The following is a 22,724-nucleotide window of genomic DNA, read 5'->3' on the forward strand; positions in this document are numbered from 1 at the left end:
GTGCGCATGGGACATCGCGAGGATCTGCTGGAGGGCGCCAAGCGCTGCCTGCTGGAGAAGGGGTACGCGCGCACCACCGCGCGGGACATCGTGAAGGCGTCCGGGACGAATCTCGCCTCGATCGGCTATCACTACGGTTCCAAGGACGCGCTGATGCGTGAGGCGCTCTTCGCGGCCGTGGGCGACTGGGGCGACGACGTCCAGGAGGCGCTGGAGAAGGAGGTCTCCCCCGAAGCCCCCTTGGCGGAGCGCTTCGAGGCGGGCTGGTCCAAGGCCACGGCGCTCTTCGAGCGGCATCAGCGCCTCTGGTCGGCGAACCTGGAGGCGGTGCTGAGCGCGGACGACGATCCGGAGCTGCGTGCGGCCTTCGCCCAGGTGCTGCCCGAGGCCCGTGCGGGGCTCGTGTCCCTCTTCAACGGGAAGCCTCAGGACGAGGTGACCGAGGACGAGGCCCGCGTCTACGGCGGCTTCTACCACGCACTGGTCGCCGGCCTCGTCGTCCAGAAGGCCCTCGCCCCGGACTACGCGCTGCCCGGCCATGAGTTGATCGAGGCCATGCGGCGGATCGTCACGGACGCGGGTACGGGGACGGGTACGGGTACGGGGACGGGGACCGCGGAAGACACGGCTCAGTCGGGAACGTAACGGCCTCGTTCATGAACCGCCTCAACCATGAACGGTTTTGATCATGAACGGCGGTCGCATGGGAGGCTTACGAGCATGAAGCTGCTCGACTTGATCCTCAACCTGCTGTGGCTCGTCTTCTGCGGAATCTGGATGGCGATCGGCTACGTCATCGCGGGCGTCATCTGCTGCGTCCTGATCATCACGATCCCGTTCGGCGTGGCCTCGTTCCGGATCGCGGGCTATGTGCTGTGGCCGTTCGGCCGTACGACGGTGGAGCGCCCGGGTGCCGGGGCGCCGTCCTTCGTCGGGAACGTCATCTGGACCGTCTTCGCGGGCTGGTGGCTGGCCCTCGGGCACCTGCTCACCAGCATCCCGCTGTTCGTCTCGATCATCGGCATCCCCTTCGGCTGGGCGAACCTCAAGCTCATCCCGATCTCGCTGATGCCGCTGGGCAGGGACGTCGTCCCGAGCGACCAGCGCTTCGGCGCGAGGTGACGTTCACGCCATAGCGGGCGGCGCTACCGGCGCCAGCCCGCCATCCTCTCCAGCCTGGCCACCCGCTCGTCCATGGGCGGGTGGGTGGAGAAGAGCTTGGACAGGCCCTCGCCGCGCCGGAACGGGTTCGCGATCATCATGTGGCTCGCCGTCTCCAGCCGGGGCTCGGGAGGCAGCGGCAACTGCTTGGTCCCGGCGTCCAGCTTGCGCAGCGCCGAGGCCAGGGCCAGCGGATCGCCGGTGAGCTGCGCGCCGGAGGCGTCGGCCTCGTACTCGCGGGAGCGGGAGACGGCGAGCTGGATCAGGGACGCGGCCAGCGGGCCCAGGATCATGATCAGCAGCATCCCGAACAGGCCGGGCCCGTCATCGTCGTCGGAGCGGCCGAAGGGGATCAGCCAGGCGAAGTTGACCAGGAACATCACGACGGAGGCGAGGGCTCCGGCGACCGACGAGATGAGGATGTCCCGGTTGTAGACATGGCTCAGCTCGTGCCCGATGACCCCGCGCAGCTCGCGCGCGTCCAGCAGGCGCAGGATGCCGTCGGTGCAGCACACGGCCGCGTTACGGGGGTTACGGCCGGTGGCGAACGCGTTCGGCGCCTGCGTCGGCGAGATGTAGAGGCGCGGCATGGGCTGCCGCGCCGCCGTGGACAGCTCGCGGACCATGCGGTACAGCTCCGGCGCCTCGAACTCGCTGACGGGGCGTGCCCGCATGGCGCGGAGCGCGAGTTTGTCGCTGTTCCAGTACGCATAGGCGTTGGTGCCCAGTGCGACGAGCAGCGCGACGACCAGTCCCGCACGGCCGAAGAAGCTGCCGATGACGATGATGAGAGCGGACAGTCCCCCGAGGAGTAGGGCTGTCCTCAGCCCGTTGTGCCGGCGGTGCACGGTACGCCCTCCAGGTGGTGCAGCAGGGGAACCCTGAGCCAGGTGGATGTTCCACCTTCCAGTGGACCCTCACGTACAGACCAACGCGAGGCGAAGGTGGTGGGTTCCCGCGGCACGGCCGGGGCGCCTGGGCCGGGGCCCGGCCCCTACGCCGCTACAAGCGCCACAGCGCTACAGCAGGCCGCCCGAGGCGAACCGCAGGACGAGCTGCGGGGCGCCGGAGAGGGCGAGCGCCAGGACGGCCGTGAGGGCGATGCTCGCGGCGAGGGGGGCGCTCACGGCGAGCCGCGCGTGGGTCGCGGCGTCCGCCCGTACGGCGGTCGCGGTGGCTGTGGCGGTGGCGGTGGCCGGAGCGGCGGCGCCGGGCTCCTGACCGGCCTCCGTCTCGTACGCCACCTCGGGCTCCCGCTCCGGGGCGCGGAAGAGCACCGCCGTCCAGCGCAGGTAGTAGTAGAGCGCGATCACGACGTTCACCGCCATGACGACGGCGAGCCAGCCCAGGCCCGCGTCCACGGCTGAGCGGAAGACGGTGACCTTCGCGAAGAGGCCGATGACGCCCGGGGGCAGCCCCGCGAGGCAGAGCAGGAAGAAGCCCATCGCGAGGGCCGTGAGGGGGCTGCTGGCGTAGAGGCCGCGGTAATCGGTGAGGCGGTTGGCCGCGGTGTCGCGGGCCACGTCCAGGCCGTCCGGGTCCGGCCCCGGACGCGCGCCCCCGGGAGTCGCCGTGCCGGGGCGGCCGAGGACGGCGGCGACGGCGAAGGCGCCGAGGTTCACGACGGCGTACATCAGCGCGTAGGCGACCGTGGCGCCCACGGCCTCGCCCGGCTCGTCGACGTAGGCCGCGGCGGCGATCGGCACCAGCAGATAGCCCGCCTGCCCGACCGAGGACCAGGCGAGGAGGCGGACGGCGCTGTACGTGCGGTCGGCGCGCTGGCGCAGCGCGGCGACGTTGCCGACGGTCATGGTGAGCGCGGCCAGCACGGCGAGCGCGGGGCCCCACACGTCGCCGTAGGAGGGGAAGGCGACGACGGTGACGAGGATCAGCCCGGAGAGCCCGGCGGCCTTGCCGACGACGGAGAGGTAGGCGGCGACGGGCAGGGGCGCGCCCACGTACGTCTCGGGGACCCAGAAGTGGAAGGGGACCGCCGCTGTCTTGAAGGCGAAGCCGACGAGGGTGAGCGCGACGCCGACGGTCGCCAGGGTGCTCAGCCTGGGATCAGCGTCCGGGAGTTCCTCCGCCACGGTACCGAGGTGGAGGCTGCCTGCTGCCGCGTAGACGAAGCTGACGCCGAGCAGCATGACGGCCGTCGCGGTGACGGAGGACAGGAAGAACTTCAGCGCCGCCTCGGAGGAGAGCCGTTCGCCGCGACGCAGCCCGACCAACGCGAACGCCGGGAGCGAGGCCACTTCGAGCGCGATCACGAGGGTGGCCAGATCGCGCGAGGCGGGCAGCAGCGCCGCTCCGGCGGCGGAGGACAGCAGCAGGAACCAGAACTCGCCCGGGGGCAGTTCGCTGTCCCGTACGGAGGACATCGACAGCAGACCGACGACGAACGCGGCCCCCAGGACGAGGAACTGCACCACAAGGGTGAAGCGGTCGGCCACGTAGCTGCACGCGGCTGGGTCGGCAGTCAGGCAGAACGTCGCGCGCTCGTCCCCGCCGACGAGCGGCAGCAGCGCCAGCGCCGACAGCGCGAGCCCCGCGACGGCGGCCCGGCCGAGCAGCGGTTTGCGGCCCTCGCGCAGGAAGAGGTCGGCGACCAGGACGGCGAGGCCCACCACGGCGGCGACGGTCGGCGGTGCGATGGCGACCCAGTCGACGGACTGGACGGCGCCTGCGGCGGTGGTGACGGTGGTCATCGGGTCACTCCTGGCAGGAGGTTCTGCACGGCCGGTTCGGTGAGCCCGAGCAGCACCGCGGGCCACAGTCCGGCGAGGACGGTGAGGGCGACGAGGGGGGTCCAGGCGGCGAACTCGTACGGGCGCACGTCGGGCACGGGTGTGGGTGCGGGGGTGGATGCGGTGCCTGGGCCTGGGCCTGCGCCGGGTTCGGGACCGGTGCCGGGTTCGGGGGCGCCGGTCTCCGCGTCGGACCCGACCTCGGCGCGCGCGGCGGGCGCGGCGGGCGCGCCCACGGCGACGCGCTCCGGTTCACGCGTCGCGCCGTCCGCCGGACCCGCCGGGCCGTACGTCGGCGCCTCGTGCGGGTCGCCCATGCACACGCGCCGCACGACGACGAGCATGTAAGCGGCCGTCAGCAGCGTGCCGAGTGCGCCGACCGCCATGAAGGTGAGGAAGGCGGGGCGGCTGAGCCCGTCGGCCGGGTGGAACGCGCCGAGCAGCGCGAGCATCTCGCCCCAGAAGCCCGCGAGCCCCGGCAGCCCCAGGGAGGCGACGGCCCCGAAGGCGAGGAGGCCGCCGAAGCGGGGCGCGCTCCCGTAGAGGGCCGCGCCGCTCCTGCCGGAGAGTGCGTCCAGGTCGGTGGTACCTGTGCGGTCCTTGAGGGCGCCGACGAGGAAGAAGAGCAGCCCGGTGATGAGGCCGTGCGCGATGTTGGCGAACAGGGCGCCGTTCACACCCGTACGGGTCATGGACGCGATGCCCAGGAGGACGAAGCCCATGTGCCCGACGGAGGAGTACGCGATGAGCCTCTTGAGGTCGCCGCGCGCGCCCCTGCGGGCCAGGGCGAGGCAGGCGAGCGACCCGTAGACGATGCCGACGACCGCGAACGCGGCCAGGTAGGGCGCGAAGGTCCGCATGCCCTCGGGGGCGACGGGGAGCAGGATGCGCACGAACCCGTAGGTGCCCATTTTCAGCAGCACGCCCGCGAGCAGCACCGAACCGGCCGTGGGCGCGGCGGTGTGCGCGTCGGGGAGCCAGCTGTGCAGCGGCCACATCGGGGTCTTGACGGCGAGTCCGGCGCCGATGGCGAGGACGGCCAGGAGCTGGGTGGTGTGGCCCAGTCCGCGGCCGTTGTCGGAGGCGAGTGCGACCATGTCGAAGGTGCCGCTGCGAAGGCCGATGAGCAGCAGCCCGAGCAGCATCACGACGGAGCCGAGCAGCGTGTAGAGGATGAACTTCCAGGCAGCGCGTGCCTTGTCCCCGCCGCCCCAGCGGGCGATGAGGAAGTACATCGGGATGAGCACCATCTCGAAGGCCAGGAAGAACAGCATCAGGTCGAGGACGGCGAAGGTGGCGAGGGTGCCGGACTCCAGGACGAGGATCAGCGCGACGAACGCCTTCGGGGACGGGCCCGCGGGCATCTTGCGGTAGCTGTAGAGCGCGCAGAGGAAGGTCAGCAGCGCGGTCATCACGAGGAGCGGGAGGGAGACGCCGTCGATGCCGAGGTGGAGACGGATACCGAGCGACGGGATCCAGGCGACGTCGGACTCGGCCTGCATGGCCGCCGGGTGACCGTGGTCGAAGCCGAGCGCGAGCACCACCGTCGCGGCCAGCACGGCCCCTGTGACGGTGACGCCGTGGCGGAGCACGGCCTGATCCGGGCCGCTGCCCTTCAGCCCCGGAGGCGCGGGCAGCAGCGCGGCGGCGGCGCCGAGCAGCGGCAGCACCAGGACGGCGGCGAGGAGAAGCTGCATGACGGTGTTGCTGAGGGAGAGCACGCTCACGCTCCTCCGGTTCCGGTGGCGACGAGTACCGCGGCCAGGGCGAGGACGAGGGAGCCCGCGAGCAGCGCCCCGAGATAGGTCTGCACGTTGCCCGTCTGGGTGCGGCGTACGAGCGTGCCCAGGAGGCGCGGCCCGAGTCCCGCTCCGCGCACATAGGTCTCGACGACGTCGCGGTCGAGGAAGCGCACCAGCCCGGCGGCGGCGAGGGTCGGCCTGACCACCAGCGCGGCGTAGGCGGCGTCGAGGTGGAAGCCGTGCACCGCGTGGCGGTGGAGGGGGCCGAGGAGGAGCCGTCCGGGGTCGGCGGGGTCGGGCGCCGAGGCGATGTCGCCGTAGGCGGGTTCGTGGGTGGCGATGGCCTCGGCCTCGGAGAGCGCGGGGTCGGCGTCGGGGTGCGCGGCGACGGCGCCCAGGGGCGTGCGCGCCGCGGCGAGCGCGGTGGTGTGCCGCCAGGCCGCGTAGGTCATGATCCCGCCGACGAGCGCGACGCCCGTGGCCAGCACGGAGGTGGCGAGGGTCGGCGCGAGCGAGTGGCCGTCGAACCAGCCGGGGAGCGCGCCGAAGAGCAGGCCCAGCGCGAGGGAGGGCAGGGCGAGGATCCACAGGACGACGTTCATGACGACGGGCACCCGGCCGTGTGCGTCCCCGTGCGCGGATGCGGCGTCGGACCCGGGCTCGGGATCGGGATCGGGCTCGGGGGCGCCGTTGCCGCGGAAGGCCAGGAGCCATAGCCGGGTCGCGTAGGCGGCGGTGAGGAGCGCGGTGAACATCCCGGCCACGAGGACGACCCAGCCCGCGCCCGCCGGTACGCCGTGCTGCTCGCCGAAGGCCGCGTGCTCGGCGGCGCCGAGTACCGCTTCCTTGGAGAAGAAGCCCGCGAAGGGCGGGACGGCTGCCAGCGCGAGGAGCCCGACGGACATGGTCCAGTACGCGTCGGGGGCCCGCTTGGCGATGCCTCCCATGCGGGCCATCGCCGCCAGCGAGTTGGTGCCCGCGGCGTGGATGACGACCCCGGCGGCGAGGAAGAGCAGCGCCTTGAACGCGCCGTGGGTGAGGATGTGGAAGACGGCCGCGCCACGGTCGGCGACGGCCAGCGCTGCGGCCACGTAGGCGAGCTGGCCGACGGTCGAGTAGGCGAGGACACGTTTGATGTCGTCCTGCGCCAGCGCCGCGAGCGCCGAACCGATCATGGTGGCGGCGGCCATCAGCGCCAGCACGACGAGCACGACGGCCGAGGCGGCGAAGACCGGCAGCAGCCGGGCCACGAAGTAGACACCGGCGGCGACCATCGTCGCGGCGTGGATCAGCGCGGACACGGGCGTGGGGCCCGCCATCGCGTCCGGCAGCCAGGTGTGCAGCGGGAACTGCGCCGACTTGCCCGCGACCCCGGCGAGCAGCAGCAGCCCCACCACGGTGGGGTGGGCCAGCTCGAAGCCGGAGAGGGAGGAGCCGAGCTTGGCGGTGATCCCGCTGATGCGGAAGGTGCCCGCGTCGGACGCGAGGGCCAGGATGCCGATCAGGAAGGGGACGTCGCCGAGCTTGGTGACCAGGAACGCCTTGAGGGAGGCGGAGCGCGCGGCGCTCGTCTCCCAGTAGTGCCCGACGAGGAAGTACGAGCAGATGCCCATGATCTCCCAGCCGACCAGCAGCACGATGAGGTCGTCGCTGTAGACGACGAGCAGCATCGCGGCGGTGAAGAGGGAGACGAGGGCCGCGTACGAGGCGTAGCGCGGGTCGTCGCGGAGGTACCCGGTGGAGTACACCTGCACGCAGGTGGCGACGACGCCGACGAGCACGGCCACCAGCACCGCGAAGCCGTCCAGGTGCAGGGCCAGTTGGATGGGCAGCGCGTCGTTGCCCGTCGGCGCCAGCTCGGTCGCGGCGCGCAGCGCGGTGCCGCCGCCCTGCCGAGCGGCGACGAGGACGGCGAGGACGGCGGCGAGGAGCGTGGGCAGTACGGCGAGGGGCCGTACGAGGCCGGGCACGCGCCGCCCGAGGAGGAGTCCGGCGACGGCGCCGAGGAAGGGCAGCAGGGGGACGAGGACGGCGAGGGTCGTGGTGGTCACGCGGTCCGCCTTCCTGCGGTCTTCCCCTGGTCGATGCGTTTTCCGTCGCCGTCACCGGCTCTGTCGGCGGTGCTGTTTCCGCCGTCGCCACCGTCACTGTCAGTGGCGAGTGTCAGACTTTCCGTATCGTCAGAGCCGCCTGCGGAGACGCCCGCAGCGCCTCCCTCCCGGAGGTCTCTCAGTCTGTCGACGTCGGAGCTGCCGCGGTTGCGGTAGACGAGCAGCACGACGGCGAGACCAATGCCGATCTCGGCGGCGGCGATGGCGATGGTGAAGAGCGTGAGCGCCTGGCCCGCGTGGAGCGTGTCGCGGAGCCAGACGTCGAAGGCGACGAGGTTGAGGTTGACGGCGTTGAGCATCAGCTCGACGGACATCAGCACCAGGATCGCGTTGCGGCGAGCGAGGACGCCGTAGAGACCGGTGCAGAAGAGGAGGACGGCGAGGACGGCGGGATAGGCGAGGTGCATCAGTGCCGGCCCTCCCTGAAGGGGGGTTTGCGAGCGGGGGCGCCGCCGTTCCTGGTGCGGGGTTTCGGCACGTCGTCCCGGCCGGGGCGGCGGGAGAGGACGATCGCGCCGACGAGCGCGGCGAGGAGGAGGACGGAGAGCGCTTCGAAGGGCAGCACCCAGTGCCGGAAGAGCGCTTCGCCGGTCACCTTGGCGGAGCCCAGCACGGCGGAGTCGAGATCGATCCAGGTCGCACGGAAGGCGTCCACGACCAGCGTGACCAGGGTCGCCGCCGCGGCCACCGCGACGGCCAGCGCGACCCGGCGGTTGCCGGAGTCGGCGTCCGGCGAACGGCCGATGGGCGCCCTGGTGAGCATCAGCCCGAAGAGGAGGAGGACCACGACGGAACCGACGTAGATCAACACCTGCACCCAGGCGATGAACTCAGCGGTGAGGAGGAGGTATTCGACGGCGACTCCGCCGAGCGCGGCGACGAGCCACAGCGCGGCGTGCACGAGCTGCTTGGTGGTGACGGTGACGACCGCCGCGCCGAGCGTGGCGAGGCCGACGAGCACGAAGACGATCTCGACCCCGGTCGGTGAGAGGAAGCCGGGGTGGGCAGCGGCGGCGGTCACGCGTCGCCCTCCTGCTGGGGCTGCTGGGGCTGGTCCTCGGCCTGCTGGGCCGCGGCGTCGGTCTCGGCCTGCTGGGCCGCGGCGAGCTTGTCCGCCGTCTTGCGGGCGGCGGCGATCTCCTTGGGCTCCTCGGCCGAGGCGTCGAGCGCGGGCGGCTCGGGCACCGTCCACATCCACTCGCGCAGCTTGTCGCGCTCGTGGGTGAGGTTGTGGATGTCCGTCTCGGCGTACTCGAACTCCGGTGACCAGAACAGCGCGTCGAAAGGACAGACCTCGATGCAGATACCGCAGTACATGCACAGCGAGAAGTCGATGGCGAAGCGGTCGAGCACGTTGCGGCTGCGCTCGCGGCCACCGGGCGCTGCCGGGGGCACCGTCTCCTTGTGGGAGTCGATGTAGATGCACCAGTCGGGGCACTCGCGGGCGCACAGCATGCAGACCGTGCAGTTCTCCTCGAACAGGCCGATGACGCCGCGCGTGCGCGGGGGCAGTTCGGGCTGGACGTCGGGATAGTGCTCGGTGACCGAACGGCGGGTCATCGTGCGGAGGGTGACGGCCAGGCCCTTGGCGAGCCCGGATCCGGGGAGGGGCATCAGGAGATCACCACCTTGATGACGCCGGTGAGGGCGATCTGGAGGAGGGCGAGCGGCACGAGCACGGTCCAGGCGACGCGCTGGATCTGGTCCTCGCGCAGCCGCGGGTAGCTCACCCGCAGCCAGATGACGCCGAAGGCCAGTACGGCGGTCTTGAGCAGGGTCCACACCCAGCCCAGCTCACCGGACCACGGCCCGTGCCAGCCGCCGAGGAAGAGCACGGTGGTCAGCGCGGACAGGATGACGATGCCCGCGTACTCGGCGAGGAGGAACAGCGCGAAGCGGAGTCCGGTGTACTCCGTGTAGGCACCGAAGATGATCTCGGAGTCGGCGACGGGGGCGTCGAAGGGAGGCCGCTGGAGTTCGGCGAGTCCGGCGACGAAGAAGACCAGGCCACCGATGGCCTGCCACGGCAGCCACCACCACTCCCAGGCGTCCAGGATGCCGGGAAGGGAGAGGGTTCCGGCTGCCATGGCCACGGAGGCGGCGGCGAGCAGCATGGGCAGCTCGTACGCCATGAGCTGCGCGGCGGTGCGGAGACCGCCGAGGAGGGAGAACTTGTTGGCCGAGGCCCAGCCGCCCATGAGCGAGCCGAGCACGCCGACGCCCATCACGGCGAGCACGAAGAAGATGCCCGCGTCCACGGCCTGGAGGACACCCCCGTCGGGCGCGACGGGGATGGCGACGAGAACGAGGAGGTACGGGATGAGCGCTACGGCCGGGGCCAGCTGGAAGATGCGGCGGTCGGCGCCCGTCGGGACGATGTCTTCCTTCTGCGCGAACTTCACGCCGTCGGCGACGAGTTGCGCCCAGCCGTGGAAGCCGCCCGCGTACATCGGGCCGACCCGCCCCTGCATATGGGCCATGACCTTGTGCTCGGTCTGACCCACGAGCAGCGGCAGGACGAGGAACGCGAGCAGCACGGCGAGCAGGCGCCATGCGACGTCGAGCACGTCCATCAGTCGTCGCCCCCTGTCTGCTTCTCCTCGTCCTCACCGGTCCGCCGTCCGGCCCGCCGGTTGTCTTCCGCCTCCGCCTCGGCGGGGCCCGTCGTGTCCGGAGTCGTCTGCTCCGGGGACTCGAAGGCCGGGCGGGCAGTGTGCCAGGGGGCGTCGGAGGAGCGGGTGCCCGGCTCTGCGCGTGGCTCCTTCGCGGGCTCCGGTGCCGCCTGTTCGGGGCCGGGGGGCTGATCGGGGGCCTGCTCGGCCGCCTTCTCGGGGGTCGTGCGCTGGCTGGCGGAGCCGGCGGAGGCGGAACGGGTGCGTCGCGCCGGGCGCTCAGGGCTGCTCGCGGGCGTCTCTGCCGAGGGTGTTTCTCGCCGGCCTTGCTGGCTCGCGGAGCCGGCGGTGGCCGAACGGGTACGGCGCGCCGGGCGCTCGCCGGACGCGGCGCGGCCCCGCGCGGGGCGCGAGGGTACGGGCGGGAGCTGGCCCTTCAGCGGGCCCCACTCGTTCGGGTCGGGGACGCCGGGGGGAAGCATCTGACGGCGCTTCGGGCCGCCGTGCTCGGACTCGCCCGGCTCCTTCGCGCCCGGCCACGCCTTGGCGACGCGTGCGGCCAGGACGAAGTCCTTGCGCAGGGGGTGTCCCTCGAAGCCGTCGGGGAGCAGCAAGGGTACGAGATGGGGGTGTCCTGTGAAGCCGAGGCCGAACATCTCGTGGGTCTCGCGCTCGTGCCAGGCCGCGCCCGCGTACACGGGGGTCGCGGTCGGCAGGACCGGTGCCTCGTGGGGGACGGTGGTGCGCAGCACCAGACGGTTGAGGCCCGGCGCCTGTTCCGGTGCCTCCGCCTGTCGCGGGCCGGTCGGCAGGGCGACGACGTGGGCGCAGACGCGGAAGCCGGTGCCCGGTTCGTCGACCGCGCTCAGCCAGTCGAAGTAGGTGCATCCGAGCTGGTCGCGGGCCGTCTCCAGCGCGGGGATCCAGGAGGCGGCGGGGACATCGACGGTGAGGAGGCCGTACGCCTCCTCCGCGTGCGCGCCCTCGCCGAAGAGCGCGTCGGCGCCGCGGGGCAGCCATCCGACGGGCGGGGCGGGCGGAGCCTCTGGCGCGGCGCCGGACTCCGTTGCCGCGCCGGGCTCCGTCGTCGCGCCGGCCGCGGGCTCCGCGCCGGTGTCCGGGGTGCCGGGGGCTCCCGGGGTGCTGGGGTCCTGGGCGTCGGTCACCGGCCGCTCTCCTCGGTGCCCTTGTCCGACCCACCCGGCGTGTCCGACGCACCCTGCCCGCCCGACGCACCCAGCGCGGACGACGTGTCCGGCCCACCCGACGTACCCGGCGCGGACGACGCACCCGGTGCACCCGGTCCGCCCGACGCACCCGGCGGCGTCACCAGTCCGCTCGTCAGGGCCGCCGCCGAGGGGCGGCCCCCGGACACCGCCGCGCCGTCACCCGTGCCGTCACCGTTACCGGCGGGCCCGTCACCCGTGCCGGGCCCGTACCGGCTGGCCGTCGACTCGGCCGCGATCTTCTCCTGGAGCTTCAGCACGCCCTGGAGCAGCGCCTCGGGCCGGGGCGGGCAGCCCGGGACGTAGACGTCGACGGGGATGATCTGGTCGACGCCCTTGGTCACGGAGTACGAGTCCCAGTACGGGCCGCCGCAGTTGGAGCAGGCGCCGAAGGAGATCACGTACTTGGGCTCGGGCATCTGCTCGTAGAGCCGCTTCACGGCCGGGGCCATCTTGTCGGTCACCGTGCCGGAGACCACCATCAGGTCCGCCTGCCGCGGGCCCGGCGCGAAGGGGATGACCCCGAGCCGGATGAAGTCGTGGCGCGCCATCGAAGCGGCGATGAACTCGATGGCGCAGCAGGCGAGCCCGAAGTTGAAGACCCAGAGGCTGTAGCGGCGGCCCCAGTTGAGGACCACCTTCATCGGCTCGGGAGCCAGCCGGGCCAGGGGTCCCAGCTTGCGCGGGGAGGGCTCGGGCAGGTCCGTCGTCCTTACGTCCATTCCAGGACGCCCTTCTTCCATGCGTACAGCAGGCCCACGGTGAGGAAGCCGAGGAAGATGAACATCTCCACCAGCGTGACACCGCCGAACCCAGGTGCGGCGAAGACCGTCGCCCACGGGAACAGGAAGATCGAGTCGACGGCGAAGATGACGTAGAGGAAGGCGTAGACGTAGTAGCGGACCTGCGTGTGCGCCCACCCCTCGCCGACCGGGTCCACGCCGCACTCGTACGTGAGCAGTTTCTCCGGCGTCGGCACCACGGGCCGCAGCAGTCGCCCGGCCCCGAAGGCCACGGCGACGAACAGCACCCCGACGACCGCGACCAGCCCGACGACCGAGTAGCCGTGGAAGTAGTCCGGCACGTCCGCCCGTCCTCACTCGCTCGCTGTGGTGGTGGTGTGTCGTGTTCGACGATCTGTACGCACGGGAGTCTAGGCCCTGCGGGCCCTTGGCGAACCGGCGCGTCACCCACGGCCGCGCCGACCCGTGAGGCACCACCCGCCACCTGAAGCACCCACGGCGCACCCGCCCCACCCCGGCCACCCGGGCCCCGCTACCCGCGCCCTGGTGGGGTTATCCCTACTCGCACGCACCTCCGCACCCCATGGCGCACCCCCGCGCCGCCCGACAGTCTTGTGAGCATGACCGCGAGCCCCTTCCCCTCCACCCGTGGCGACGCCACCCGCGACGACCGGCTGCCCCCTCCCCGCGCCCCGCTCGACGCGCGGACCTGGCGGGAGACCGCCCATCTCCTCTCCAATCTGCCGGTCAACCTGCTCGGCTTTGTCTACATCGCCGTCGTCGTCGCCGTCAGTGTGCTGCTCTCGGTCACGGTCGTCGGGCTGCCCTTCCTCGCCCTGTCCCTCCTCGGCTGCCGCCAACTGGGCAAGGCGGAGCGGGCCCGCGCCCGCGCGCTGCTCGGTCTGCACGTCGAGGCGCCGAGCCCGCTGCGCGCGTGGCAGCACGGCTTCTTCCCGTGGCTGTGGGCGCGGCTGAAGGACTCGGTCGCGTGGCGGACCGCGCTCTACTTCGTCGTCAGGCTGCCGTGGGTCTGGTTCACGGCGGCGCTCACCTTCGTTTCCCTCTTCGTCGGCTGGCCCGTGCTCCCGTGGCTGGCGCGCGGGCTGACCAACGTCGACCGGGCCATGGTGCGCGCGCTGCTCTCGCCGTCCGACGAGATGGAGCGACGCGTCGCCGAGCTGGAGGCGGACAGGGGGGTGGTCGTGGACACGGCCGCCGCCGACCTGCGCCGCATCGAACGCGACCTCCACGACGGCGCCCAGGCCCGCCTCGTCACCCTCGCCATGGACCTCGGACTGGCCAAGGAGAAGCTCCTCGAAGACCCCGAGGCCGCGGCCAAGATGGTCGACGAGGCACACGGCGAGGTGAAACTCGCCCTCCAGGAACTACGGGACCTCGCGCGCGGCATCCACCCCGCCATCCTCACCGACCGGGGACTCGGCCCCGCCCTCTCCTCACTCGCCGCCCGCTGCTCCGTCCCCGTCACGGTGACCGAGGAGCTGAAGCGGCGCCCGGCCCCCGCGATCGAGGGCATCGCCTACTTCACCGTCTCCGAACTCCTCCAGAACATCAGCAAGCACAGCCACGCCACCCGCGCCACCATCGACATCTGGCGCAGCGACACCCGTCTGCTGATCCAGGTCACCGACGACGGCCAGGGCGGCGCCGACACCACCACCGGAACCGGACTCTCCGGACTCGCCGAACGCCTCGGCTCCGTCGACGGCCTCTTCCTCGTCGACTCCCCCGCCGGCGGCCCGACGGCCATCACCGCCGAACTCCCGTGGCGCGACCGCCACCAGGAGCCCCGTGCCGTGAGGTGAACGCGCCCACCCCCACACATCACCCGTACGAGCAGTAGCAGCACGAGCAGCACGGGCAAGCACGAGCAACCACGCCACGAGCAAGCTCGATCAGAACGACGACGAGGACGAGGACAACGACCATGGCCACGGCATACGACGACAGGCCGGGCGCGTCGCGCGCCGGACAGCACCACAGGAGCCGGGTGCCCGCGCTGCTGCGCGCTCCCTTCGAGGGCCGCACGTGGCGGGAGCTGCTGTACGCGGTCACGGGGCTGCCCGTCGCGATCTTCGCCTTCACCTACGCGGTGATCCCCCTCTCCCTCGGCGCGGGCCTGCTGGTCACCTTCCTCGGCATCCCCGTACTCGCGCTCGGGCTCGCGGGCTGCCGCGTCATCGGCCGCATGGAGCGGGCCCGCGCCCGCGCGCTGCTCGGTGTGCGGGTGGGGGAACCCGCACCCGTACGGGTGACGCAGCGCCGCAAGGGCCCGCTGGGCGTCATCGGCGCCCTTCTGCGCGACGGGGTGAGCTGGCGTCACCTGCTCTACTCGGTGCTGTACTTCCCCTGGGCCCTGGTCGTCTTCTGCTTCGCGGTGGTCTTCTGGTCCTGCGGGCTGGGGCTGCTCTCCTATCCGATGTGGCGGTGGGCACTCCCCGGGGACGAGCCCGGCATCCAACTGTGGAACGACGCGAACGGCGAACCCCGCTACATGCTGGACAACCCTTCCGAGCTGGCCGTCGTCTCGGCGACGGGCCTGGTGTTCGTGCTGCTGACGCCCTGGCTCGTACGGGGTCTCACCCAGGTCGACGGGCTGCTGGTCCGCGGGCTGCTCGGCCCCTCCTCCCTGGCGACGCGGGTATCGGAGCTGGAGGCGGACAGGGGGGTGGTCGTGGACACGGCCGCCGCCGACCTGCGCCGCATCGAACGCGACCTCCACGACGGCGCCCAGGCCCGCCTCGTCACCCTCGCCATGGACCTCGGACTGGCCAAGGAGAAGCTCCTCGAAGACCCCGAGGCCGCGGCCAAGATGGTCGACGAGGCACACGGCGAGGTGAAACTCGCCCTCCAGGAACTACGGGACCTCGCGCGCGGCATCCACCCCGCCATCCTCACCGACCGGGGACTCGGCCCCGCCCTCTCCTCACTCGCCGCCCGCTGCACCGTCCCCGTCACCGTCACGGCCGACCTCGAAGAGCGTCCGGCGAGGGCCATCGAGGGCATCGCCTACTTCACCGTCTCCGAACTCCTCCAGAACATCAGCAAGCACAGCCACGCCACCCGCGCCACCATCGACATCTGGCGCAGCGACACCCGCCTGTTCATCCAGGTCACGGACGACGGCAGGGGCGGCGCCGACACCACCACCGGAACCGGACTCTCCGGACTCGCCGAACGCCTCGGCTCCGTCGACGGGATGCTGCTGCTGGAGTCGCCCGAGGGCGGCCCGACGACCGTGACCGCGCAGCTCCCCTGGCACGCGGGACGCGGCTGACCCGATGCGCCCCACGTGGCGCGTCCGTACGCCCCTCCACCGCCCCGAAAAGTGGGATGCTGGTCCCGTCTCATCAGGGCGAGGGCGGGGGAGCCGGGGGCCAGTGATCGTGGAGGACAGGGTGCGGGTGGTCATCGCCGAGGACTCGGTGCTGCTCCGGGAGGGCCTGACCCGGCTGCTGACGGACCGTGGGCACGAGGTGATCGCCGGGGTCGGCGACGGCGACGCGCTGGTCAAGACCGTCGCGGAGCTGGCCGACGCGGGCCAGTTGCCCGACGTGGTGGTGGCGGACGTACGGATGCCGCCGACGCACACCGACGAGGGGGTGCGCGCCGCCATCGCCCTGCGCGAGGCGCACCCGGATCTCGGGGTGCTGGTGCTGTCGCAGTACGTGGAGGAGCAGTACGCGACGGAGCTGCTGGCCGGATCGAGCCGCGGGGTCGGTTATCTGCTCAAGGACCGGGTGGCCGAGGTGCGGGAGTTCGTCGACGCGGTGGTGAGGGTCGCCGAGGGCGGCACCGCGCTCGATCCCGAGGTGGTCGCCCAGTTGCTCGGCCGCAGCCGCAAGCAGGACGTGCTGGCGGGGCTGACCCCGCGGGAGCGGGAGGTGCTGGGGCTGATGGCCGAGGGCCGGACGAACTCCGCCGTCGCGCGGCAGCTCGTGGTCAGCCACGGGGCCGTGGAGAAGCACGTCAGCAACATCTTCCTGAAGCTGGGGCTGTCCCAGAGTGACGCGGATCACCGTAGGGTGCTGGCCGTGCTCACCTATCTTAATTCTTAGGCTTTCCCGACCGTTTCCACCGTTTCTGCGACTTCTACAACCGGATCGACCGTTTCTCGACGAACTGGACCGATGACCTGTCACGACGGGGCGTGCGGGGCGAAATGTGGAGCTTGAGGGGTACACCGGGGGGTGTTCAGGGCGTGAGGCTCCAGAGACGGACAAGCGTCTCAAAATGCGGTCCATCATGCGATCTTCCCCGGGAAGGGCACCCTTACCGACGTACGATGGCAGGCGAGCCGCCGCCTCTAGGGAGGTCAGATCCACCGTGACCAGCGAGGTCAGTAGCCCAGCCGGGCCGCAGTCTCCTGCCGACGAGAACGACGTTTCCCAGGCCGACACAGCCGGCACAGCCGACTCGACAGACAGCCCCGCCCTGTCCGCGGGGCCCGACCAGAACGGCAAGAACGGCAAGAAGGACAGGGCCGGCAAAGAGGTCCGGCGCCTGGACCGAGTGATCATCCGGTTCGCGGGCGACTCCGGCGACGGCATGCAGCTCACAGGCGACCGGTTCACCTCCGAGACCGCCTCCTTCGGCAACGACCTGTCGACCCTGCCGAACTTTCCCGCCGAGATCAGGGCCCCCGCCGGCACCCTCCCGGGCGTCTCCAGCTTTCAGCTCCACTTCGCCGACCACGACATCCTCACCCCGGGCGACGCACCGAACGTGCTGGTCGCGATGAACCCGGCCGCACTGAAGGCGAACATCGCGGACGTGCCGCGCGGCGCGGAGATCATCGTCAACACGGACGAGTTCACCAAGCGCGCGATGGCCAAGGTCGGCTACGAGGGCAGCCCCCTGGAGGACGGCTCCCTCGACGGCTACAGCGTGCACGAGGTGCCGCTGACCACGCTCACCGTCGAGGCGCTCAAGACCTACGAGCTGGGCCGCAAGGAAGCCGGGCGGTCCAAGAACATGTTCGCGCTGGGCCTGCTGTCGTGGATGTACCACCGGCCGACGGAGCAGACCGAGCACTTCCTGCGCACCAAGTTCGCCAAGAAGCCGGAGGTCGCCGAGGCCAACATCGCCGCGTTCCGGGCCGGCTGGAACTTCGGCGAGACCACCGAGGACTTCGCCGTCTCCTACGAGGTGGCCCCGGCCTCCTCGGCGTTCCCGCCCGGCACGTACCGCAACATCTCCGGGAACCTGGCCCTGGCGTACGGGCTCGTCGCGGCGTCCCAGCAGGCGGACCTGCCGCTGTACCTCGGCTCGTACCCCATCACCCCGGCCTCGGACGTGCTGCACGAGCTGAGCAAGCACAAGAACTTCGGTGTGCGCACCTTCCAGGCCGAGGACGAGATCGCCGGGATCGGCGCCGCGCTCGGCGCGGCCTTCGGCGGCTCGCTCGCGGTCACGACGACCTCGGGCCCCGGTGTGGCGCTCAAGTCCGAGACCATCGGGCTCGCCGTCTCGCTGGAGCTGCCGCTGCTCATCATCGACATCCAGCGCGGCGGCCCCTCCACGGGCCTGCCCACCAAGACCGAGCAGGCCGATCTGCTCCAGGCGATGTACGGACGCAACGGCGAGGCGCCCGTCCCGATCGTGGCGCCCTCGACCCCGGCCGACTGCTTCACGGCGGCGCTCGAAGCCGCGCGCATCGCCCTGACCTACCGCACCCCGGTCTTCCTGCTCAGCGACGGCTACCTCGCCAACGGCTCCGAGCCCTGGCGGGTTCCCGAGCTGGACGAACTCCCGGATCTGCGCGTCCAGTTCGCCAACGGCTACAACCACCAGCAGGACGACGGTACCGAGGTCTTCTGGCCGTACAAGCGCGACCCCCAGACCCTCGCGCGCCCCTGGGCCGTGCCGGGCACGCCAGGCCTCGAACACCGCATCGGCGGCATCGAGAAGCAGGACGGCACGGGCAACATCTCCTACGACCCCGCCAACCACGACTTCATGGTCCGCACGCGCCAGGCCAAGGTCGACGGCGTCGAGGTCCCGGACATCGAGGCCGAGGACCCCAGCGGCGAGGCGGACACACTGGTGCTCGGCTGGGGGTCCACCTACGGGCCCATCACCGCGGCCGTGCGCCGGGTACGGCGGGAGGGCGGGCGGATCGCCCAGGCGCATCTGCGCCATCTCAACCCGTTCCCCCGGAACCTCGGAGAGGTGCTGAGGCGTTACGACAAGGTGGTCGTGCCCGAGATGAACCTCGGACAGCTCGCCACTCTGGTCCGCGCCAAGTATCTCGTCGACGCACAGTCGTATACGCAGGTCAACGGCATGCCGTTCAAGGCGGAACAGCTCGCGACCGCTCTCAAGGAGGCCATCACCCATGGCTGAGACCCTGCTGGAGGGCCCCGACGCCCAGGAGGCCGACGCGCTCTCCCTGGTGCCCAAGGCCGAGGGCAAGCAGTCCATGAAGGACTTCAAGTCCGATCAGGAAGTGCGCTGGTGCCCCGGCTGCGGGGACTACGCGGTGCTCGCCGCCGTCCAGGGCTTCATGCCCGACCTCGGGCTGGCGAAGGAGAACATCGTCTTCGTCTCCGGAATCGGCTGCTCGTCCCGCTTCCCGTACTACATGAACACCTACGGGATGCACTCCATCCACGGCCGCGCCCCGGCCATCGCCACCGGTCTCGCCTCGGCACGCCGCGATCTGAGCGTGTGGGTCGTCACGGGCGACGGAGACGCGCTGTCCATCGGCGGCAACCATCTGATCCACGCGCTGCGCCGCAACGTGAACCTGAAGATCCTGCTCTTCAACAACCGGATCTACGGCCTCACCAAGGGCCAGTACAGCCCGACGTCCGAGGCCGGCAAGATCACCAAGTCGACGCCGATGGGCTCGCTGGACGCGCCCTTCAACCCCGTCTCGCTCGCGCTCGGCGCCGAGGCGTCCTTCGTGGCCCGTACGGTCGACTCCGACCGCAAGCACCTCACGAGCGTGCTGCGCGCCGCCGCCGACCACCCCGGCACGGCGCTGGTGGAGATCTATCAGAACTGCAACATCTTCAACGACGGTGCCTTCGAGGTCCTCAAGGACAAGCAGCAGGCCCAGGAGGCCGTGATCCGCCTGGAGCACGGCGAGCCCATCCGCTTCGGCGTGCCCGGCGAGGACGGCCTCGGCTCCAAGGGTGTCGTGCGCGATCCGTCGACGGGCGAGCTGCGCGTCATCGACGTCGCGGAGGAGGGCACGGACGGGGTGCTGACGCACGACGCCGCCGCCGCTTCCCCTGCCACCGCCTTCGCGCTCTCCCGGCTGGCCGACGCGGACACGCTGCACCACACCCCGATCGGCGTGCTGCGCGACGTGCGGCGTCCCGTCTACGACACGGACATGGCCGAGCAGCTGGAGCAGGCCGTCGAGCGCAACGGCAAGGGCGATCTCGGCGCGCTGCTCGCGGGCAACGACACCTGGACGGTGGTCGGCTGAGGGGCCACGCGCCTCTTCGGTCCGTTCTTCGGTCCGTCGTACGGAGTCATACGGAAGGGCCCCGCCGGTACACACCGGCGGGGCCCTTCCGCGTTCCGCCCCCGCACATCCCGCCGTCGACAGGACCAAAATGCGAAACGGAAATGACAGCGGGTGGCGTGCGGCGCTACGTTCGTGGTCCTCGTCGACCGTCCTGGAGGGGGCCTCGTGGGAACGCACAGCGAGCAGCGCACCGGTCTGCTCTTCGGCTTCGGCGCCTATGGCCTGTGGGGGCTGCTGCCCCTGTACTGGCACCTGCTGGAGTCCACTGGGGCCGCCGAGGTGCTGGCCCACCGCATGGTGTGGTCGCTGCCGACCGTCGTGCTGATACTCCTCGCGCTGCGCCGCTGGGCCTGGATAGGCCCGCTGCTGCGGCAGCCGCGCAAGCTCGGCCTCATCGTCCTCGCCGCCGTCGCGATCTCGGTCAACTGGGGCCTGTTCATCTGGGCGGTCAACGAGGGACGCGTCCTCGAATCCTCCCTCGGCTACTTCATCAACCCCCTGGTCTCCATCGCCTTCGGCGTGCTGCTGCTGCGTGAGCGGCTGCGCCCGGCGCAGTGGGTCGCCGTGGGGATCGGCGTGGTGTCGGTGGCCGTGATGACGTTCGCGTACGGGCGCACACCGTGGCTCTCCCTCGCGCTCGCGCTGAGCTTCGCCACGTACGGGCTGATCAAGAAGCGGGTGCGGCTCAACGGGGTGGAGGGCTTCGGCGCCGAGACCGCGGTGCAGTTCCTGCCCGCGCTCGGGTTCCTGGTCTACCTCGGGGTCACCGGTGACGGCACCTTCGCGTCCGAGGGCGTGGGCCACACGCTGCTGTTCGTCTTCTCCGGGCTGGCCACCGCGCTGCCCCTCATCTTCTTCGGCGGCGCCGCGGTGCGGCTGCCGCTGTCCACGCTGGGGCTGTTGCAGTACCTGGCGCCCGTGTTCATGTTCCTGCTCGGGCTGACCGTCTTCCACGAGGAGATGCCGCCGGAGCGCTGGGCGGGCTTCGTGCTGGTGTGGGCCGCGCTGTGCCTGCTGACGTGGGACGCGCTGCGGCACGCGCGGCGGGGGCGGGCGGCACTGCGACACGCCGCGGGCGCGGCGGGGAAGGCCGAGGTGGCGGACGCGGGTCCGGCCGGGGCGGCCGGGGCTGAGGGGGCTGAGGGGGCTGCGGCTGAGGGGGCAGCCGGGGCCGAAGGCGCCAGGGCCGACGAGAAGGCTGCCGTGGCCGCGCCCGGAGGCGGCGGGTCCGCGCGAGCGGCGGCACCCGACACAGCCGAAGGCCCGTAACCCAGCCCGGAGACGGCGGGTCCGGGCGAGCGGGTGGTGGCGTCCGGCGCGGCGGAAGGCCGGTAATCGGCGGGCGCTGTCCGATTTCCGGCTTGTCGCGGACATCCCGGCACCCGAGCATCAAGCGTCACCGAACAGCACAGCTCCAACTCCCCGCGCCACCGCGCGGGGAGCACGCACGTTCCGTTCCCACCTCGTACGGAATCCGGAGCACACCATGTCATCACGCACTGCTCGAAGACCCTGGATACGGCGTCTGGCCACGGCCCTCGCGGGCGGAGGGCTGCTGGTCTCACTCGCCGCACCCGCGCTGGCGGCACCCTCCGCGCCGCCCGCGCCGCCGGCCCCCACTCTCGCCGCGCCGGACATCCCCCTCGCCAACGTCAAGGCGCACCTGAGCCAGCTCCAGTCGCTGGCCACCGCCAACGGCGGCAACCGGGCGCACGGCCGCGCCGGGTACCGGGCCTCCATCGACTACATCAAGGCCAAGCTGGACGCGGCCGGTTACACCACCACGCTCCAGTCCTTCACCTCCAACGGCGCCACCGGCTGGAACCTCATCGCCGACTGGCCGGGCGGGGACCCCAACCAGGTGCTGATGGCCGGGGCGCACCTCGACTCCGTCACGTCGGGGCCCGGAATCAACGACAACGGTTCCGGTTCGGCGGCCATTCTGGAGACCGCGCTGGCCGTCTCCCGCGAGGGCCTGAACCCCGAGCAGCATCTGCGCTTCGGCTGGTGGGGCGCCGAGGAACTCGGCCTCGTCGGCTCGCGCAACTACGTCAACAGCCTGTCGACGACCGAGCGTGCGAAGTTCAGCGGCTATCTGAACTTCGACATGATCGGCTCGCCGAACCCCGGCTACTTCGTCTACGACGACGACACGCAGCTGGAGAAGGTCTTCAAGGACTGGTACGCGTCCAAGGGCATCTCCACGGAGATCGAGACCGAGGGCGACGGCCGCTCCGACCACTCCAACTTCAAGAACGCCGGGATACCCGTCGGCGGCCTCTTCACCGGCGCGAGCCGCACCAAGACCACGGCGCAGGCCCAGAAGTGGGGCGGCACGGCGGGCCAGGCGTTCGACCGCTGCTACCACTCCTCCTGCGACACCACGAGCAACATCAACGACACCGCGCTCGACCGCAACAGCGATGCGATCGCCCACGCGGTCTGGACGCTCGGCGCGGGTACGGGCACCCCGCCGCCGGACGGCACGACGTTCGAGAACACCGCCGACGTCACCGTCCCCGACCGCGGCGCCGCCGTGGAGTCCCCGGTCACCGTCACGGGGCGTACGGGCAACGCGCCCGCCAACCTCCAGGTCGGCGTGGACATCAAGCACACCTGGCGCGGCGACCTCGTCGTGGACCTCGTGGCGCCGGACGGCACCGCGTACCGACTGAAGAGCTACAGCAGCTCGGACTCCGCCGACAACGTGATCGCCACCTACACCGTCGACGCCTCCAGCGAGACGGCGAACGGCACCTGGAAGCTGCGCGTACAGGACCAGGTCGCGAACGACACCGGCTACATCGACAGCTGGAAGCTCGTCTTCTGAGCGGACTCTGAGCGGACTCTGAGCGGTCCGCGTCCCTGACCGCGTCCCTCCCCC

General features: G+C 71.6%; 20 protein-coding genes. 9 read left to right on the forward strand and 11 right to left on the reverse strand.

Translation table 11 applies throughout. From position 1 onward, the window contains the following. Nucleotides 1-6 precede the first annotated feature (6 nt). On the forward strand, nucleotides 7-645 hold the full coding sequence (locus ACWGJ2_RS16710) for a TetR/AcrR family transcriptional regulator (protein ID WP_453346823.1): 639 nt from the start codon (nucleotides 7-9) through the stop codon (nucleotides 643-645). A gap of 75 nt (nucleotides 646-720) precedes the next feature. Continuing rightward, a complete protein-coding gene (locus ACWGJ2_RS16715; RefSeq protein ID WP_453346824.1) occupies nucleotides 721-1,122 on the forward strand; it encodes a YccF domain-containing protein in 402 nt (133 codons plus the stop codon). Nucleotides 1,123-1,145: 23 nt separating this feature from the next. On the opposite strand, the gene htpX is transcribed toward ACWGJ2_RS16715, so the two are convergent. From htpX to ACWGJ2_RS16770, 11 genes are all read right to left on the reverse strand, one after another. Then, on the reverse strand, nucleotides 1,146-2,009 hold the full coding sequence (gene htpX, locus ACWGJ2_RS16720; protein WP_453346825.1) for a zinc metalloprotease HtpX: 864 nt from the start codon (nucleotides 2,007-2,009) through the stop codon (nucleotides 1,146-1,148). Nucleotides 2,010-2,180: 171 nt separating this feature from the next. Beyond that, entirely contained in the window at nucleotides 2,181-3,869 is a 1,689-nt protein-coding gene (locus tag ACWGJ2_RS16725; RefSeq protein ID WP_453346826.1) for an NADH-quinone oxidoreductase subunit N, read from the reverse strand. Next, nucleotides 3,866-5,605, reverse strand: a complete 1,740-nt coding sequence (locus ACWGJ2_RS16730; protein ID WP_453346893.1) for a complex I subunit 4 family protein — start codon at nucleotides 5,603-5,605, stop codon at nucleotides 3,866-3,868. Before ACWGJ2_RS16730 ends, ACWGJ2_RS16725 begins: the two co-directional genes overlap by 4 nt. A gap of 26 nt (nucleotides 5,606-5,631) precedes the next feature. Beyond that, a complete protein-coding gene (locus ACWGJ2_RS16735; RefSeq protein WP_453346827.1) occupies nucleotides 5,632-7,701 on the reverse strand; it encodes an NADH-quinone oxidoreductase subunit 5 family protein in 2,070 nt (689 codons plus the stop codon). Then, the gene (gene nuoK, locus ACWGJ2_RS16740) at nucleotides 7,698-8,168 is read right to left on the reverse strand and encodes an NADH-quinone oxidoreductase subunit NuoK (protein WP_453346828.1); all 471 of its coding nucleotides are present in this window, start codon (nucleotides 8,166-8,168) and stop codon (nucleotides 7,698-7,700) included. The genes ACWGJ2_RS16735 and nuoK overlap by 4 nt, the downstream gene beginning before the upstream one ends. Further along, nucleotides 8,168-8,782: an NADH-quinone oxidoreductase subunit J family protein gene (locus ACWGJ2_RS16745; protein ID WP_453346829.1), complete on the reverse strand. Its 615-nt coding sequence runs from the start codon at nucleotides 8,780-8,782 to the stop codon at nucleotides 8,168-8,170. The genes nuoK and ACWGJ2_RS16745 overlap by 1 nt, the downstream gene beginning before the upstream one ends. Beyond that, a complete protein-coding gene (locus ACWGJ2_RS16750) occupies nucleotides 8,779-9,378 on the reverse strand; it encodes a NuoI/complex I 23 kDa subunit family protein (RefSeq protein ID WP_453346894.1) in 600 nt (199 codons plus the stop codon). Before ACWGJ2_RS16750 ends, ACWGJ2_RS16745 begins: the two co-directional genes overlap by 4 nt. Further along, the gene (locus tag ACWGJ2_RS16755; protein ID WP_453346895.1) at nucleotides 9,375-10,337 is read right to left on the reverse strand and encodes a complex I subunit 1/NuoH family protein; all 963 of its coding nucleotides are present in this window, start codon (nucleotides 10,335-10,337) and stop codon (nucleotides 9,375-9,377) included. Before ACWGJ2_RS16755 ends, ACWGJ2_RS16750 begins: the two co-directional genes overlap by 4 nt. Then, nucleotides 10,334-11,539, reverse strand: coding sequence for an NADH-quinone oxidoreductase subunit C (locus ACWGJ2_RS16760; protein WP_453346830.1), 1,206 nt, complete (start codon nucleotides 11,537-11,539; stop codon nucleotides 10,334-10,336). The genes ACWGJ2_RS16755 and ACWGJ2_RS16760 overlap by 4 nt, the downstream gene beginning before the upstream one ends. Beyond that, nucleotides 11,536-12,321, reverse strand: a complete 786-nt coding sequence (locus tag ACWGJ2_RS16765; RefSeq protein ID WP_453346831.1) for an NADH-quinone oxidoreductase subunit B — start codon at nucleotides 12,319-12,321, stop codon at nucleotides 11,536-11,538. Before ACWGJ2_RS16765 ends, ACWGJ2_RS16760 begins: the two co-directional genes overlap by 4 nt. Then, nucleotides 12,312-12,683, reverse strand: a complete 372-nt coding sequence (locus tag ACWGJ2_RS16770) for an NADH-quinone oxidoreductase subunit A (protein WP_453346832.1) — start codon at nucleotides 12,681-12,683, stop codon at nucleotides 12,312-12,314. Before ACWGJ2_RS16770 ends, ACWGJ2_RS16765 begins: the two co-directional genes overlap by 10 nt. Nucleotides 12,684-12,962: 279 nt before the next feature. On the opposite strand from ACWGJ2_RS16770, the gene ACWGJ2_RS16775 reads away from it, so the two are divergent. From ACWGJ2_RS16775 to ACWGJ2_RS16805, 7 genes are all read left to right on the forward strand, one after another. Further along, on the forward strand, nucleotides 12,963-14,165 hold the full coding sequence (locus tag ACWGJ2_RS16775) for a sensor histidine kinase (protein ID WP_453346833.1): 1,203 nt from the start codon (nucleotides 12,963-12,965) through the stop codon (nucleotides 14,163-14,165). A 122-nt stretch (nucleotides 14,166-14,287) separates the two neighbouring features. After that, nucleotides 14,288-15,637, forward strand: a complete 1,350-nt coding sequence (locus ACWGJ2_RS16780) for a sensor histidine kinase (RefSeq protein WP_453346834.1) — start codon at nucleotides 14,288-14,290, stop codon at nucleotides 15,635-15,637. 121 nt (nucleotides 15,638-15,758) lie between these two features. Beyond that, nucleotides 15,759-16,418, forward strand: a complete 660-nt coding sequence (locus ACWGJ2_RS16785; protein WP_453346896.1) for a response regulator transcription factor — start codon at nucleotides 15,759-15,761, stop codon at nucleotides 16,416-16,418. Nucleotides 16,419-16,686: 268 nt separating this feature from the next. Next, nucleotides 16,687-18,705 (forward strand): 2-oxoacid:acceptor oxidoreductase subunit alpha, encoded by a 2,019-nt coding sequence (locus ACWGJ2_RS16790; RefSeq protein WP_453346835.1) that lies wholly within the window; start codon nucleotides 16,687-16,689, stop codon nucleotides 18,703-18,705. Continuing rightward, the gene (locus ACWGJ2_RS16795) at nucleotides 18,698-19,798 is read left to right on the forward strand and encodes a 2-oxoacid:ferredoxin oxidoreductase subunit beta (protein ID WP_453346836.1); all 1,101 of its coding nucleotides are present in this window, start codon (nucleotides 18,698-18,700) and stop codon (nucleotides 19,796-19,798) included. Before ACWGJ2_RS16790 ends, ACWGJ2_RS16795 begins: the two co-directional genes overlap by 8 nt. A 207-nt stretch (nucleotides 19,799-20,005) precedes the next feature. Then, nucleotides 20,006-21,109, forward strand: coding sequence for an EamA family transporter RarD (gene rarD, locus ACWGJ2_RS16800; protein ID WP_453346837.1), 1,104 nt, complete (start codon nucleotides 20,006-20,008; stop codon nucleotides 21,107-21,109). Between the two features lie 217 nt (nucleotides 21,110-21,326). Beyond that, on the forward strand, nucleotides 21,327-22,670 hold the full coding sequence (locus ACWGJ2_RS16805; protein ID WP_453346838.1) for a M28 family metallopeptidase: 1,344 nt from the start codon (nucleotides 21,327-21,329) through the stop codon (nucleotides 22,668-22,670). The last annotated feature ends 54 nt before the right edge of the window (nucleotides 22,671-22,724 follow it).

This window comes from Streptomyces sp. NPDC054796 (assembly GCF_053611545.1).

Bases quoted from the DNA above. Each gene is read 5' to 3' on its own strand.
- ACWGJ2_RS16710 (WP_453346823.1), top strand. From the start codon at position 7: ATGGGACATCGCGAGGATCTGCTGGAGGGCGCCAAGCGCTGCCTGCTG.
- ACWGJ2_RS16715 (WP_453346824.1), top strand. From the start codon at position 721: ATGAAGCTGCTCGACTTGATCCTCAACCTGCTGTGGCTCGTCTTCTGC.
- ACWGJ2_RS16725 (WP_453346826.1), bottom strand. From the start codon at position 3,869: ATGACCACCGTCACCACCGCCGCAGGCGCCGTCCAGTCCGTCGACTGG.
- ACWGJ2_RS16730 (WP_453346893.1), bottom strand. From the start codon at position 5,605: ATGCAGCTTCTCCTCGCCGCCGTCCTGGTGCTGCCGCTGCTCGGCGCC.
- nuoK (WP_453346828.1), bottom strand. From the start codon at position 8,168: ATGCACCTCGCCTATCCCGCCGTCCTCGCCGTCCTCCTCTTCTGCACC.
- ACWGJ2_RS16765 (WP_453346831.1), bottom strand. From the start codon at position 12,321: ATGGACGTAAGGACGACGGACCTGCCCGAGCCCTCCCCGCGCAAGCTG.
- ACWGJ2_RS16775 (WP_453346833.1), top strand. From the start codon at position 12,963: ATGACCGCGAGCCCCTTCCCCTCCACCCGTGGCGACGCCACCCGCGAC.
- ACWGJ2_RS16780 (WP_453346834.1), top strand. From the start codon at position 14,288: ATGGCCACGGCATACGACGACAGGCCGGGCGCGTCGCGCGCCGGACAG.
- ACWGJ2_RS16795 (WP_453346836.1), top strand. From the start codon at position 18,698: ATGGCTGAGACCCTGCTGGAGGGCCCCGACGCCCAGGAGGCCGACGCG.
- ACWGJ2_RS16805 (WP_453346838.1), top strand. From the start codon at position 21,327: ATGTCATCACGCACTGCTCGAAGACCCTGGATACGGCGTCTGGCCACG.